Source organism: Pseudomonas sp. NPDC078416, from assembly GCF_050268485.1.
GTDB lineage: Bacteria > Pseudomonadota > Gammaproteobacteria > Pseudomonadales > Pseudomonadaceae > Aquipseudomonas.
The window spans coordinates 16,236-30,895 of record NZ_JBNNGV010000025.1; the positions used below are offsets into that span (position 1 = coordinate 16,236).

The 14,660-nt window shown below is 61.6% G+C and carries 16 protein-coding genes; 10 read left to right on the forward strand and 6 right to left on the reverse strand.

Annotation, left to right across the window (positions count from 1 at the left end):
• Positions 1-71: 71 nt before the first annotated feature.
• The 4 genes from ACQKEN_RS19370 to pilG all read right to left on the reverse strand — a co-directional run bounded on the left by ACQKEN_RS19370 (position 72) and on the right by pilG (position 3,741).
• Entirely contained in the window at positions 72-2,108 is a 2,037-nt protein-coding gene (locus ACQKEN_RS19370) for a methyl-accepting chemotaxis protein (protein WP_427687989.1), read from the reverse strand.
• Between the two features lie 255 nt (positions 2,109-2,363).
• Positions 2,364-2,903, reverse strand: a complete 540-nt coding sequence (locus ACQKEN_RS19375; RefSeq protein WP_427687991.1) for a chemotaxis protein CheW — start codon at positions 2,901-2,903, stop codon at positions 2,364-2,366.
• Between the two features lie 16 nt (positions 2,904-2,919).
• Positions 2,920-3,285, reverse strand: coding sequence for a twitching motility response regulator PilH (gene pilH / locus ACQKEN_RS19380; protein ID WP_065991171.1), 366 nt, complete (start codon positions 3,283-3,285; stop codon positions 2,920-2,922).
• A gap of 45 nt (positions 3,286-3,330) precedes the next feature.
• Positions 3,331-3,741 carry a twitching motility response regulator PilG gene (gene pilG, locus ACQKEN_RS19385; protein WP_427687993.1) on the reverse strand — a complete coding sequence of 137 codons (411 nt, stop codon included), beginning with the start codon at positions 3,739-3,741 and terminating at the stop codon, positions 3,331-3,333.
• Positions 3,742-3,982: 241 nt separating this feature from the next.
• Here pilG and gshB point away from each other — a divergent pair, with 241 nt between their 5' ends.
• The 7 genes from gshB to ACQKEN_RS19420 all read left to right on the forward strand — a co-directional run bounded on the left by gshB (position 3,983) and on the right by ACQKEN_RS19420 (position 10,239).
• Positions 3,983-4,936 (forward strand): glutathione synthase, encoded by a 954-nt coding sequence (gshB, locus tag ACQKEN_RS19390; protein ID WP_265387938.1) that lies wholly within the window; start codon positions 3,983-3,985, stop codon positions 4,934-4,936.
• Between the two features lie 279 nt (positions 4,937-5,215).
• Positions 5,216-6,118, forward strand: coding sequence for an energy transducer TonB (locus ACQKEN_RS19395; RefSeq protein ID WP_427687995.1), 903 nt, complete (start codon positions 5,216-5,218; stop codon positions 6,116-6,118).
• A gap of 231 nt (positions 6,119-6,349) precedes the next feature.
• On the forward strand, positions 6,350-6,919 hold the full coding sequence (locus ACQKEN_RS19400; RefSeq protein WP_427687997.1) for a YqgE/AlgH family protein: 570 nt from the start codon (positions 6,350-6,352) through the stop codon (positions 6,917-6,919).
• Positions 6,919-7,356, forward strand: coding sequence for a Holliday junction resolvase RuvX (ruvX, locus tag ACQKEN_RS19405; RefSeq protein ID WP_427687999.1), 438 nt, complete (start codon positions 6,919-6,921; stop codon positions 7,354-7,356). Before ACQKEN_RS19400 ends, ruvX begins: the two co-directional genes overlap by 1 nt.
• A 76-nt stretch (positions 7,357-7,432) precedes the next feature.
• Positions 7,433-7,954, forward strand: a complete 522-nt coding sequence (gene pyrR, locus ACQKEN_RS19410; RefSeq protein WP_133775602.1) for a bifunctional pyr operon transcriptional regulator/uracil phosphoribosyltransferase PyrR — start codon at positions 7,433-7,435, stop codon at positions 7,952-7,954.
• A 12-nt stretch (positions 7,955-7,966) separates the two neighbouring features.
• Positions 7,967-8,971 (forward strand): aspartate carbamoyltransferase catalytic subunit, encoded by a 1,005-nt coding sequence (locus ACQKEN_RS19415; protein ID WP_192135527.1) that lies wholly within the window; start codon positions 7,967-7,969, stop codon positions 8,969-8,971.
• Positions 8,968-10,239, forward strand: a complete 1,272-nt coding sequence (locus ACQKEN_RS19420) for a dihydroorotase (RefSeq protein WP_427688002.1) — start codon at positions 8,968-8,970, stop codon at positions 10,237-10,239. Before ACQKEN_RS19415 ends, ACQKEN_RS19420 begins: the two co-directional genes overlap by 4 nt.
• 272 nt (positions 10,240-10,511) lie before the next feature.
• Here the strand turns inward: ACQKEN_RS19420 and ACQKEN_RS19425 are convergent, their stop codons facing one another.
• Entirely contained in the window at positions 10,512-10,928 is a 417-nt protein-coding gene (locus tag ACQKEN_RS19425) for an NINE protein (protein ID WP_427688004.1), read from the reverse strand.
• A gap of 250 nt (positions 10,929-11,178) precedes the next feature.
• Between ACQKEN_RS19425 and ACQKEN_RS19430 the strand changes: the two genes are divergently transcribed.
• The gene (locus ACQKEN_RS19430; RefSeq protein ID WP_427688006.1) at positions 11,179-11,910 is read left to right on the forward strand and encodes a C40 family peptidase; all 732 of its coding nucleotides are present in this window, start codon (positions 11,179-11,181) and stop codon (positions 11,908-11,910) included.
• A gap of 124 nt (positions 11,911-12,034) precedes the next feature.
• Here ACQKEN_RS19430 and ACQKEN_RS19435 read toward each other — a convergent pair whose 3' ends face one another.
• Positions 12,035-13,069 carry a type IV pilus twitching motility protein PilT gene (locus ACQKEN_RS19435; RefSeq protein ID WP_074892369.1) on the reverse strand — a complete coding sequence of 345 codons (1,035 nt, stop codon included), beginning with the start codon at positions 13,067-13,069 and terminating at the stop codon, positions 12,035-12,037.
• 54 nt (positions 13,070-13,123) lie between these two features.
• On the opposite strand from ACQKEN_RS19435, the gene ACQKEN_RS19440 reads away from it, so the two are divergent.
• A complete protein-coding gene (locus ACQKEN_RS19440; RefSeq protein WP_427688008.1) occupies positions 13,124-13,810 on the forward strand; it encodes a YggS family pyridoxal phosphate-dependent enzyme in 687 nt (228 codons plus the stop codon).
• A gap of 24 nt (positions 13,811-13,834) precedes the next feature.
• Positions 13,835-14,653, forward strand: a complete 819-nt coding sequence (proC, locus tag ACQKEN_RS19445; RefSeq protein ID WP_427688010.1) for a pyrroline-5-carboxylate reductase — start codon at positions 13,835-13,837, stop codon at positions 14,651-14,653.
• Positions 14,654-14,660: the final 7 nt, after the last annotated feature.

Below are 14,660 nucleotides of genomic sequence, written 5' to 3' on the forward strand. Positions count from 1 at the left end.
CTTTATTTGCATTAACGGGTGCATTAACGGCGCTATCAAACGGGCTTTCAAAACAGCCATCAAACCGGCCATCAGTGCCGCGAGGCCGGCAGCGTGAAGCCGGACACCGAGCGGCGCATCTCGCTGGCCATCTTCGCCAGATTGCCCATGCTCCGGGCGGTCGCCGCCGTGCCCGACGTGGTCTGCGTGGTGGTCTGCTGAATGACCATCATGGTCGAGGAAATCTGCTGACCCAATGCCGCCTGCTGCTGCGCTGCATTGGTGATGCTTTCAACCAGCGCGGCGAGGATCTTCGACACGCCTTCGATTTCTTCGAGCGCGACACCGGCATCCTGCGCCAGCCGTGCACCGCGCACCACTTCCGCCGTGGTCTGCTCCATGGAGATCACCGCTTCGTTGGTGTCGTTCTGAATGGCACGCACCAGCGTTTCGATCTGCTTGGTCGCCGACGAGGAGCGCTCGGCCAGCCGCTGCACTTCATCGGCCACCACCGCAAAGCCGCGCCCGGCATCGCCGGCCATGGAGGCCTGGATCGCAGCGTTGAGCGCAAGAATGTTGGTCTGGTCGGCAATGTCATCGATCAGGCTAACGATATCGCCAATCTCCTGGGAAGACTCGCCGAGGCGCTTGATGCGTTTTGACGTGTCCTGAATCTGCTCGCGAATGTTGTCCATGCCGGTGATCGTGTTATGCACCACCTCGTTGCCCTTGTTGGCAATGGTCACGGACCGCTCGGCCACCGTCACAGACTCGGACGCATTGGCCGACACCTGATCGATGGAGGTCGCCATGTCATTGATGGCGTTGGACGCCGCTGCGATCTGCAACGCCTGATGCTCGGACGCGGCGGCCAATTGCGTGGCGGTTGTCTGTGTGTCTTTCACGGCGCCGAACACTTGCTCGGCGGTGAGGTTGATGGTCGACACCAACTCGCGCAGCTGATCGATGGAGTAGTTGATCGAATCGGCAATCGCGCCGGTGAAATCCTCGGTGACCGAAGCGGCCACGGTAAGGTCGCCGTCCGCCAGGTCCTCGATCTCGTCGAGCAGGCGCATGATCGCGTTCTGGTTGCGCTCATTCTTCTCGGCGGTTTCGCGCAGTTGCCGGTTGGTTTCGCGCACCATCACCAGGCCAATCAGGATGATCGACGCCAGCGCCAGCAGGCCCAGGATGTACCCGCCATAGCTGTACGCCGCGCGGCCACCGGCCATGTGCTCGAAACTGTTGGCCAGCACCGAAGCTTCGTCGAGAAGCGTCTGCGAGAGGTTGAAGATACTGCCTGCCGCTTCGCGAACTTCCAGCAGCTCCGGGGAAGTTTCGAGAATTTCGTCGACCGACCCGGACACAAACTGGAACAGCTCGGCGATCTCGGCCAGCCGCGCGCGCGCATCGCGGTCTTCGACCTGAGCGATCTTCAGGGTGGCGTTGCCTTCGAGCATGCCATTTAGCACGCGCCCGAACTGGCTGGCATCGCGACCGAAAGCGTCCGCTGCCTGAACCGCCGTTTCGTCGCCCGATAAAACCGTGTTGACTGCGCCCAATATCCGCTCGGCCAGCAGAGACTGCCGTTGCGCAAGCGCCACCTGAGCCGCCGGCGCACGGGTTTGCAGCAGGATGTCGACGACCTTTTCCGATTCGATCTGCAATTGCGGGATGGTCTCGGCGAGGGTCGCCGCGACCTGGTGCAGCGAGAGCACGGTCTGCTCCCGGGCCAGAATCACGTCGGTGCTTTTGCGCAGGTTTTCCCAGTCGGTCTGCACGGCTTTCAGCTCATCGCCCACCGCAGCGGGCGCAGCAGGCAGGCCGGTGTTCTTGTCACCTTTCTTCAAATACTGCCAGCGCGTGTCGAAGTCGTTGCGCGCGTCGGCCAGCAGCTTGAACGCCGCTGCCTTGCCCGCCGCCGCTTCCGTGGCGTTCTTGGCGATGCGCTGGGACAGCACGCGCAGCTCGCCGGCGTGGCCGATGTATTGTTTGTCGTAGTTGGACTGCGTGCTGAGGTACGCGAAGTTGACGAACAGCAGCATGATGAAAACGATGAGGCAGATGAACAGCACGACGATCTGCGATCGACTACGCGCGCCTTCCAGTGACTTGCCGGTATTACTCATTGCTCAGGGCTCCGCCTGATGTTCGATTTAGGGAGGGTCGCCGGGAACATGATGATTGGAACATGCACCCCCTACTGTAGGAGCCGGCTTGCTGGCGAACACGACGTGTCAGGCAACGCATCTGCAACTGGACCACCGCATTCGCCAGCAAGCCGGCTCCTACAGGGACTGGAGCAATGGTAAGTGCCAAGCGTGTGCGCGCGCGCGTGGTCCTGGGAAAGATATAGCACGCTGACCCGGCAATACCGGCGGGCATCAGAGCGCTACGTCCATGAAGTCCGGCGACTGGACCAGTGCTCTCGGACTGAACACCTGCCAGGCCTGCTCGCGCACAAAACGTCCTTGCAGGTAAGGCGCAATGCGGGCCTCACTGTCGTGCCCCGGTTCCAGGATCAGACTGCGCTCGCTGAAATGCTGCATGCCCAGCACCTCGTCGATGAGCAAGCCGACAAACACACCCTGAAAGTCGATCACCAGCACGCGACGCTGTTTGCGCAGGGGCGAGAGCTCGTGGCCGAAGAATGCGCACAGGTCAATGATCGGCAACAAGCGCCCGCGCAGATTGGCGATGCCACGGACCCACGCCTTGGCGCCCGGCAACACCGCGCAGCGCGGCTCGTGGAGGATTTCGTCGATCTCGCCCATGGGTGCCACGTAATGGCGCTCGCCCATGCGAAAGCCAATGCCGCCCCAACCCTGCTGTCGGGTTTCCTGCAGCGGCAGGCCGGCAGCTAGAGAGCGGCAGCGCTGGTCGATATCGAGCAGCAGCTGGAAGGCGGTTTGTGACTGAGCCATGAGCGTCAGCCGGGGGTCAGCCCGCGAGCACCGCGTTCAGGGTTTTCATCAGGGTTTCTTCGTCCACCGGCTTGGTCAGGTAATCCCGCGCGCCCTGGCGTTTGCCCCAGACCTTGTCGGTTTCCTGATCCTTGGTGGTGATCATGATCACGGGGATCATGCTGGTGTCAGCGTCTTTGGTCAGCTGACGGGTCGCCTGAAAACCGTTGAGGCCCGGCATGACGATGTCCATCAACACGGCATCGGGCTTCTCCTGACGGGCAAGGGCCACGCCATCGGCACCGTTCTCGGCCTTGAGGACCTGATGGCCGTGCTTCTCCAGCATGCCGGTCAGCTTGTACATTTCGGTCGGCGAGTCATCGACGATCAGAATTCGAGCCATGGTGCTTCCCCATAGAAACAGCCGTCCCGCACGAGGGGGTCGGCATCAAGATAGTTGTTGTTCGACTGCAACGAACCCGGGCACATGGGCCTTGATCGCACTGAGCAGTTCTTCCTTGCTGAACGGTTTGGTCAAAAACTGATCGGAACCGACGATGCGCCCCTTGGCCTTGTCGAACAGCCCGTCCCTTGAGGACAGCATGATCACCGGCGTGGATTTGAACGCACGGTTGTTCTTGATCAACGCGCACGTCTGATACCCGTCGAGCCTGGGCATCATGATGTCGACGAAGATGATTCTGGGATGATTGTCGGCAATCTTGGCCAGTGCGTCGAAGCCGTCGATGGCGGTGATCACGTCACAGCCGACGTTCTTCAGCAGCGTCTCGGCGGTGCGACGAATCGTCCGGGAGTCGTCGATGACCATCACTTTCAATGGGGCTGAATGCTGTTCCATATCTGCTCTACCATCGCCGCGGCGAATCAGATGGGTTGCCTTCTGCCGGGCATCTGGTTTTGGGTCGGGGTCATCGGGAGGCGCCAGAGACAGCTGGCGTGACACCGGATGCCGAGCCTTTTTAGCACACTCTCCACGGTCAATCCATAAAGCCTTGCCCCTTGACCCAAAGCCGGCGCGGCGCCACCCTGACGCCTATTTTCGGCCTGTCGTGGCCATTACCGATCAGAGGATATTACCCATGAGCATCCGCCTGGGAATCGTCATGGACCCTATCGAGCGCATCTCCTATAAAAAGGACAGCTCGCTGGCCATGCTCCTGGCAGCGCAAGCCCGCGGCTGGTCATTGTTCTATATGGAGCAGCACGACCTGTATCAGGACGCCGGCCAGGCCCGCGCCCGCATGAAACCGCTGAAAGTCTTCGCCGACCCGGCCCACTGGTTCGAGCTGGAAGCCGAAGTCGACAGCGGTCTGGACGACCTCGACGTGATCCTGATGCGCAAGGATCCCCCGTTCGACATGGAGTTCGTCTACTCCACCTATCTGCTCGAACAAGCCGAGCGCGCCGGCGTGCTGGTGGTCAACAAGCCGCAAAGCCTGCGTGACTGCAACGAGAAGCTGTTCGCCACACTGTTCCCGCAATGCACACCGCCCACGCTGGTCAGCCGTCGCGCGGACATCATTCGCGAATTCGCCGCGAAGCACGGCGACGTCATTCTCAAGCCGCTGGACGGCATGGGCGGCGCATCGATCTTCCGCCACCGCGTCGGCGATCCGAACCTGTCGGTGATTCTGGAAACCCTGACCAAGCACGGCCATGAGCAGATCATGGCGCAGGCCTATCTGCCCGCCATCAAGGACGGCGACAAGCGCATTCTGATGGTCGACGGCGAACCTGTGCCGTATTGCCTGGCGCGCATCCCGGCCGCCGGCGAAACCCGAGGCAATCTGGCAGCAGGCGGGCGTGGCGAAGCCCGTCCCCTGACCGACCGCGATCGCTGGATCGCTGCCGAAATCGGCCCGACGCTGCGGGAAAAAGGCCTGCTTTTCGTAGGCCTGGACGTGATTGGCGAGCATCTGACCGAGATCAACGTCACCAGCCCGACCTGCATCCGCGAAATCGACAACGCGTTCGGGACTGACATCGGCGGCATGTTGATGGATGTGATCGAGAAGAAGCTGCAGAAGGTCTAGCCGCGACGTTGTAGGAGCGTGGCTTGTCCCGCGATCTGCCGGAAACCGGCAGCAAATCTGGCGAATACGGCATATCGGGTGTACCGCATTTGCCGGTTTTGCGACGGGTGCCCCGCCGTCCGCGGGACAAGCCACGCTCCTACAAGGGAACCGCACCTCCCACTAATCGGCCCAGCTGTTTCAAACCCCAGGCAAGTCCTGACATTGCGTTATCATGCGCGGCCTGAATTTTTGCGCTAGGTGAGTAGTAATGCTGGCACATGTGCTGCCGGAGCGTGGATGAACGCTGCGGTCGACGATGATCTCCCCCTGTCCCTGACCCGCACTGGCGTGCGCCCTGCCGATCGCCTCGGTTTTACCCTGATGATCGCCGCACTGGTGCATCTGGCGGTCATCCTTGGCGTCGGTTTCACCTACGTCAAACCGGAAAAGATCAGCCAGACCCTCGAGATCACGCTCGCCCCCTTCAGAAGCGACACCAGGCCCAAGGACGCTGACTTCCTCGCCCAGGAAAACCAGCAGGGCAGCGGCACCCTCGACAAGAAAGCGGTGCCCAAGACCACCGAAATCGCTCCGTATCAAGACAACCAGATCAACAAGGTCACGCCACCGCCTGCCGCCAAACCGGTGATCAAGCAGGACGCGCCGAAGACCGCTGTCGCCACGAAAGCCCAGTCCCCGCAAAAGACGGTCGCCAAGCGCGATGAGGTCAAGCCGGAAGAACAGAAGAAAGTCGCACCGACCATCGACAGCACACAGCTGAACAGCGAAATCGCCAGCCTTGAAGCCGAACTGGCGGATGAGCAGCAGGCCTACGCCAAGCGTCCGAAGATTCACCGCCTGAGTGCGGCCTCGACCATGCGCGACAAGGGCGCCTGGTACAAGGAAGACTGGCGCAAGAAAATCGAGCGTATCGGCAACCTGAACTACCCGGACGAAGCGCGCCGCAAGCAGATCTACGGCAGCCTGCGGATGATGGTGTCGATCAATCGAGACGGCTCGCTGTACGAAGTGCTGATTCTGGAGTCATCAGGCCAGCCGCTGCTGGATCAGGCGGCGCAGAAGATTGTCCGGCTGGCCGCACCGTTTGCGCCGTTCAGTGGCGATCTGGCCGATATCGACCGGCTCGAGATCATCCGCACCTGGAAATTTGCGCGCGGGGACAAGCTGTCGAGTAATTAAAGGCAGGCGCTGTCCGCTGAGCACCGCAACCCTGTAGGAGCGTGGCTTGTCCCGCGATCTGCCGGGCACCGGCAGCACCTTCCATTGCTGATTGAGTCAGACACCCCGCGATCACTGACATCGCGACGGGTTCCCCGCCGATCGCGGGACAAGCCACGCTCCTACAGTTTTTGCGTCATACGCCTCATCCCCTAGTTGTCACAACAGGTCCGCGACGCCACACTAGGGCTCATGAAAAACGTCTCTCCGTCGTACCTCAAACACCAGTTTCTGATCGCCATGCCCCACATGCACGATGAGAACTTCGCTCAGACCTTGACCTACATCGTCGAGCACAATGCCAATGGCGCCATGGGCCTGATCATCAACCGACCGCAAAGCCTGTCGCTGGCAGACATTCTCGAACAACTGCGCCCCGAGTTGCCACCACCCGAGCGGTGCAAGCACATGCCCATTCACCTCGGCGGCCCGGTGCAAACCGATCGCGGCTTTGTCCTGCACCCTTCCGGCCAGGTGTTTCAGGCGACCGTGGACCTGGGCGGCATTTCGCTCTCGACCTCACAAGACGTCCTCTTCTCCATCGCAGACGGTTACGGCCCTGATCAAAATCTGATCACCCTGGGCTATGCCGGTTGGGACGCCGGCCAGCTTGACGCCGAGTTTGCGGCCAACGCGTGGCTCAACTGCGCGTTCGACCCGGCGATCCTTTTCGACGTCGAAAGCGAAGACCGCCTCGACGCCGCCGCCGCCAAACTGGGCATCAACCTGAGTCTGTTGACCAGCCAGGCGGGCCACGCCTGATGGCCGGCCTGCGTCTGCTACTGGGATTCGACTACGGCACCAAACAGATCGGCGTGGCGGTCGGCCAGGTAATCACCGGCCAGGCCCGCGAGCTCTGCACACTGAAAGCGCAGAACGGCGTGCCGGACTGGGACAAGGTGCAGGCGTTGATCACCGAATGGAAGCCGGATGCCATCGTGGTCGGCCTGCCGCTGAACATGGACGGCACGCCGAGCGAGATGAGCGCCCGTGCCGAGAAGTTTTCGCGCAAGCTAAATGGCCGCTTCAACCTGCCGGTCTACACCCACGACGAACGCCTGACCACCTTTGAAGCCAAAGGCGAACGCGCCTCTCGCGGCCAGCACGGCAGCTACCGGGACAATCCCGTGGACGCCATCGCCGCAGCGCTGCTGCTGCAAGGCTGGCTGGAAGCCAACACCGCGCTGTTTGAAACCTGATCCATCTACGCTGAACCGAATTCGTTTTACCCCGGACGTTCGTGCAGCGCACGTCGGGGCACCTGAAGGAGCAACCATGAGCCTGCCTAATCCTGCCGAACTGATCAGCCAGATGGCCATTGATCTCGACGCGCACCTGAACAAACGCGGCATCCAGGAGCCTCGCTTCATCGGCATTCGCACCGGTGGCGTGTGGGTCGCGCAGGCGCTGCTTGAGGCCCTCAACATCCAGTCACCGCTGGGCACGCTGGACGTGTCCTTTTATCGCGACGACTTCAGCCAGAACGGCCTGCACCCGCAAGTGCGCCCTTCGGAGCTGCCGTTTGAAATCGAAGGCCAGCACCTGGTGCTGATCGATGACGTGCTGATGAGCGGGCGCACCATTCGTGCGGCGCTCAACGAACTGTTCGATTACGGCCGCCCGGCCAGCGTGACCCTGGTGTCGCTGCTGGATCTGGACGCCGCCGACCTACCGATCCGGCCGAACGTGACGGGCGCGACCCTGTCACTGGGGCCGAATGAACGGGTCAAGCTGTCCGGGCCAACGCCGCTGACGCTTGAACTGCAAGACCTTTCCACCGATTCCGCCGCCCTCTAAGAGTCCTTTGCGATGACGCCTCTCGACGCCAAGCGCCCGCTGCAACTGAACCATCAGGGCCAGCTGCAGCACTTCCTCTCCCTCGACGGTTTGCCCCGCGAACTGCTCACCGAAATCCTCGACACCGCCGACTCCTTCCTCGAAGTCGGCGCCCGGGCGGTGAAGAAGGTCCCGTTGCTGCGCGGCAAGACCGTGTGCAACGTGTTCTTCGAAAACTCGACCCGCACCCGCACCACGTTCGAGCTGGCGGCGCAAAGGTTATCGGCGGATGTCATCACGCTGAACGTATCGACCTCCTCGACCAGCAAGGGCGAGACGCTGTTCGATACGCTGCGCAACCTTGAGGCCATGGCCGCCGACATGTTCGTCGTGCGCCACGGTGACTCCGGTGCGGCACACTTCATCGCCGAACATGTCAGCCCGCAGGTGGCGATCATCAACGGCGGCGACGGCCGTCATGCGCACCCGACCCAAGGCATGCTGGACATGCTGACCATCCGCCGCCACAAGGGGAATTTCGAAAACCTCTCGGTGGCGATCGTCGGCGATATCCTGCATTCCCGCGTGGCGCGCTCGAACATGATCGCGCTCAAGGCGCTGGGCTGCCCGGACATCCGCGTAGTCGCGCCGAAAACCCTGCTGCCGGTGGGCGTCGAGCAATACGGGGTTAAGGTGTACACCGATCTGACCGAAGGCCTGAAAGACGTCGACGTAGTGATCATGCTGCGCCTGCAACGCGAGCGTATGTCGGGCGGCCTGCTGCCGAGCGAGGGTGAGTTCTACCGCTTGTTCGGCCTGACCACCGCACGCCTGGCCGGCGCCAAGCCCGATGCCATCGTGATGCACCCGGGCCCGATCAACCGCGGCGTGGAGATCGAGTCGGCAGTGGCCGACGGCGCGCACTCGGTCATTCTCAATCAGGTGACCTACGGCATTGCCGTGCGCATGGCCGTTCTGTCCATGGCCATGAGTGGCCAAACCGCACAACGTCAGTTCGAGCAGGAGATCGCCCAGTGAAGTTCAGCATCCTCGGCGCTCGCGTCATCGACCCTGTCAGCGGTCTGGATCAAGTCACCGACATCCATCTTGAAGCGGGCAAGGTTCTCGCCCTCGGCGCGGCCCCTGCCGACTTCAGCCCGACGGAAACCATTGACGCCGCCGGCCTGATCGCCGCACCCGGCCTGGTCGACCTGAACGTGTCGTTGCGCGAGCCGGGTTATAGCCGCAAGGGCAACATTGCCAGCGAAACCCGCGCCGCAGCAGCAGGCGGCGTCACCAGCCTGTGCTGCCCGCCGCGTACAAAACCGGTGCTCGACACGTCTGCCGTTGCCGAGCTGATCCTCGACCGCGCCCGCGAGGCCGGCCACAGCAAGGTCTTCCCTATCGGTGCGCTGAGCAAGGGTCTGGAAGGCGAGCAACTGGCCGAGCTGATTGCCCTGCGCGACGCGGGCTGCGTGGCGTTCACCAACGGCATGGTCAATTTCCGCAGCAACCGCACGTTGTGCCGTGCCCTCGAATACGCGGCGACGTTCGATCTGACCGTGATTTTCAACTCTCAGGACCACGATCTCGCTGAAGGCGGTCTGGCCCACGACGGCCCGACGGCTGCTTTCCTTGGTCTGCCGGGCATTCCGGAAACGGCTGAGACGGTGGCACTGGCGCGTGACCTGCTGCTGGTCGAGCAAAGCGGTGTGCGCGCGCATTTCACGCAGCTGACCAGTGCGCGCGGCGTGGCGTTGATTGCTCAGGCGCAGGCACGCGGCCTGCCGGTGACGGCGGATGTGGCGCTGTATCAGTTGATACTGACCGACGAGGCGCTGACGGGCTTCTCAAGCCTCTATCACGTACAGCCGCCGTTGCGCACACGTGCAGACCGCGACGCGCTGCGTGAAGCGGTGAAGTCGGGTGTGGTACAGGCGATCTCAAGTCATCACCAGCCCCATGAGCGTGATGCGAAGCTGGCCCCGTTCGGCGCGACCGAGCCGGGCATCAGCAGCGTGGAGTTGTTGCTGCCCCTGGCGATGACGCTGGTCGAAGACGGTCTGCTGGACCTGCCGACGCTACTTGCACGCCTTAGTTCGGGACCCGCCGAAGCGCTGCGCCTGCCCGCGGGAAGGCTGATCGCAGGCTCTCCTGCGGACCTGGTGCTGTTCGACCCTGCTGCGTCGACGGTGGCGGGCGAGAAGTGGCTGTCGAAAGGCGAGAACTGCCCGTTCCTCGGCCATTGCCTGCCGAGTGCCGTGAAGTACACGTTTGTGGATGGGCGGGTGAGCTATAACGGTTGAGATTCCCAACCGTAACCTTGTAGGAGCCTGCTTGCTGGCGAACGCGACAGAGGCCGACCATTAGTGTTGGCTGACACGACGCATTCGCGGGCAAGCGCGCTCCTACAAAGAGTATTGCGTTCGACGCCGATTGCGCAGGCTACGCACATCCCGTGTAGGAGCGCGCTTGCCCGCGAAAAGATTCATGCCCCCGCGAAGACGCAACTGACACCCTGCGGAGGGATTCACAGGGTGCGGCGTGCGACCCGATTACGCGGTCGCCAGGGAGTGATTTATCGGCGCGCATTCTTCATCGAGATCTGGTCGTTCAGCGTCCAGAAGTCGTACAGCACGCCCAGCAGCGCCAATCCCCCTGTCAGCAGGTAGATGATCCCCGTGATCCATTTGCCCTGATACATCCGGTGCACACCGAACACGCCCAGAAAGGTCAGCAGAATCCAGGCGAGACTGTAATCGGTCGACCCCGCGTTGAATCGCAGGTCCGCCTCCCGATCCATCGCCGGAATCAGGAACAGATCGATCAGCCAGCCAATGCCCAACAGCCCCAACGTGAAAAACCAGATCGTACCGGTGACCGGCTTGCCGTAATAAAACCGGTGAGCGCCGGTGAATCCCACGATCCAGAGCAGATAGCCCATGACCTTGCTGTGGGTGTCCGGACGCTGAACGTCAGGTTGATAGGTGTTCATTGTTGACCTCGCCTGCTGCAATAGAAAAAAATATGCGTAAGTTTTGTGACTTTCGTGACGCCGTCCGACGTATGGCTTGAACCTCTTTTCAATCGTGCAAACCCTTGTTCTGAAAGGTGATCGGCATAGTGTGAAGACGATTCTGCAGCCAAAACTGACTTTAAGGGCAGTAAATTGTTCGACAAGGGGGCTCAGAATTTCGCAAAAAGCTGTTATAAAGTTGCGCGCTGACCAACAAGAGCCCTGCCTAATGCGTCCATTTTTCAAGACATGGCTGACTATTTGTCTATTTATGCCACTGGCCGCCCACGCCACCAATCGTGAGCAAACGCTTCCACCGAGCTTCACCGGTTTCACCGCCAGGTCCGAGTCGCCGGAATCCGTTTCACGCAACATTGCCGCTCAACGAGCTGCAATGGCTGCACTGGAACAGACGGCTACTCCACTCGAGACCTCTGGCAAGCGAGCCAAAGCTGTTAAAGGGAAATCTTCCCGCAGCACTCGCAAGATTTCGCAGAACACTGTCGCCCTGGCCAACACGGCGCAGATGGGTACCAAACAGAGCAGCACCGTGGTCAACCGGGCCGTTAACGCCATCGGTACACCTTATCGTTGGGGCGGCACCAGCCCAACAAAAGGGTTCGACTGCAGCGGACTGGTGAAATATGCCTTCAACGACGTGAGCGAAGTCGATTTGCCGCGCACCTCCAACGCCATGGCAGAAGGTCACGGGCAGAAGGTTGACCGCAAGGATTTGAAGCCGGGCGACTTGCTGTTCTTCAACATCAAGAGCCGTACGGTGAATCACGTTGCGATCTACCTCGGCAACGACCGATTCGTTCACGCGCCACGCCGTGGCAAATCCGTGACGATCGATACGCTGAAGAAGCCGTACTGGGACAGCCATTACGTCGTCGCCAAGCGTGTGCTGCCAAAGCAGCCGCCGAGCCAGAAAGGCACCGTGCGTATCGCCCAGCGATAAAATCTCGCCGCGACTCACTGTAAGAGCGCGCTTGCCCGCGATTGCAATCTGTCAGCTGAACATCTTCGGCTGACACACCGCGATCGCGGGCAAGCGCGCTCCTACAAGGGTCCTTCTCTACTCGTTAAAAGTTATCCGGCGTCTTTGCCTTCTCCCGCGCACTCTCGCGCGTGATCAGCCCCTTGCTGATCAGATCCTTCAGGCACATATCCAGCGTCTGCATTCCCAGCGATCCCCCGGTCTGAATCGACGAATACATCTGCGCCACCTTGTCCTCGCGGATCAGGTTACGGATCGCCGACGTGCCGATCATGATCTCGTGGGCCGCGACACGCCCCCCGCCGACCTTCTTTAGCAGCGCCTGGGACACGATGGCGTGGAGCGACTCGGAGAGCATCGAGCGGATCATCGACTTCTCCTGCGCCGGGAACACGTCGACGATCCGGTCGATGCTCTTGGCCGCGGACGTGGTGTGCAACGTGCCGAACACCAGGTGGCCGGTTTCTGCCGCCGTCAGCGCCAGACGGATGGTCTCGAGGTCGCGCAGCTCACCCACCAGAATCACGTCAGGGTCTTCCCGCAGCGCCGAACGCAGCGCTTCGGCGAAGCCGTGAGTGTCGCGATGGACTTCGCGCTGGTTGATCAGGCTTTTCTTGGACTCGTGGACGAATTCGATCGGGTCTTCGATGGTGAGGATATGGTGGTGCTTGTTGCTGTTCAGGTAATCGACCATCGCCGCCAGAGTGGTCGACTTGCCCGAGCCGGTCGGACCGGTGACCAAAACCAGACCGCGCGGCACGTCGGTAATCTTGCGAAACACTTCGCCCATGCCCAGCTCTTCCATGCTCAGGACCTTGGATGGAATGGTCCGGAACACCGCGCCGGCGCCGCGATTCTGGTTGAAAGCGTTGACCCGAAAGCGCGCCACGCCCGGCACCTCGAAGGAGAAGTCTGTCTCCAGATCCTCCTCGAAGTCCTTGCGCTGCTTGTCGTTCATGATGTCGTAGATCAGCGCCTGAACCTCTTTCTGGTCCAATGCGGGCAGGTTGATCCGCCGCACATCGCCATCGACTCGGATCATCGGTGGCAGGCCGGCAGAGAGATGCAAGTCCGACGCGCCTTGCTTGGCACTGAAGGCCAGCAGCTCGGTAATATCCATACAGCTCCTCATCACATAGAATGCCGCAGACTTTAGCCCTGCTGGCGCAAATCAATGTCCACGATAGCAGAGAACATTTCAACGCTCGCCGAGCGAATTCGTAGCGCAGCGCAAGCGGTGCAGCGCGACCCGGCCTCTGTCGGCCTGTTGGCGGTGAGCAAGACCAAACCGGCGAGCGATCTGCGGGAAGCCTACGACGCCGGGCTCCGCGATTTCGGCGAGAACTACCTTCAGGAAGCCCTCGGCAAACAGGCCGAATTGAGCGACCTGCCCTTGATCTGGCATTTCATCGGCCCCATCCAGTCCAACAAGACTCGCGCCATCGCCGAGAATTTTGCCTGGGTGCATTCCGTGGACCGTCTGAAAATCGCGCAACGGCTGTCCGAACAGCGTCCGCCCGAGCTGCCACCCCTGAACATCTGTATTCAGGTCAACGTCAGTGGCGAGGCCAGCAAGTCAGGCTGCAGCCCTGAAGACCTGCCTGCACTGGCCCAGGCCATCAGCGCGCTGCCGAATCTGAAACTGCGCGGCCTGATGGCCATTCCCGAACCCACCGACGACCGCGACGAACAGAACGCTTCGTTCGCCGCCGTTAGCACGTTGCAGGCGCAACTGGGCCTGCCGCTGGACACGCTTTCCATGGGCATGAGCCACGACCTCGAAGCCGCCATCGCACAAGGCGCGACCTGGGTGCGGGTTGGCACTGCCCTCTTCGGCGCCCGCAATTATGGGCAGCCTTAACCTTTGCCCCACAGGAAACCGTTCATGAGCAAAACCCGTATCGCGTTCATCGGCGCCGGCAACATGGCTGCCAGCCTGATTGGCGGCATGCGCGCACAGGGCGTCGACGCCGAGCTGATTCGTGCCAGTGACCCGGGCGCAGAAACCCGCGAGCGCGTGGCAAAAGAACACGGCATCACAGTCGTCGCCGACAACGCCGAAGCGATTGAAGGCGCCGATGTGGTGCTGTTGGCAGTCAAGCCGCAGATGATGAAATCCGTGTGCGAAGCGCTGAAGCCGGCGCTAAAGCCTCATCAATTGATCGTGTCCATTGCCGCCGGGATCACCTGCGCGAGCATGCGGGCCTGGCTGGGCGAGCAACCCCTCGTGCGCTGCATGCCAAACACGCCCGCACTGCTGCGCCAGGGTGTCAGCGGCCTGTACGCCACCGCCGATGTCACCCAGGCACAGCGTGAGCAGGCCGAGACGTTGCTGTCGGCGGTCGGGATTGCACTGTGGGTCGATGAAGAAGCGCACATCGATGCCGTGACTGCGGTATCAGGCAGCGGCCCGGCGTATTTCTTCCTGCTGATCGAAGCCATGACCGCCGCAGGCGTAAAGCTCGGCCTGCCGGCTGACGTTGCCAGCAAGCTCACCCTGCAAACCGCGCTGGGCGCCGCTTTGATGGCGACCGGCAGCGACGTCGACGCAGCTGAACTGCGTCGCCGTGTGACCTCGCCTGCGGGCACCACCGAAGCGGCCATCAAATCGTTCCAGGCCGACGGCTTCGAAGCCATTGTGGAGAAGGCGCTGGGCGCCGCTGCACATCGCTCCGCCGAACTCGCCGAACAGCTGGGCAAATAAGGAACCA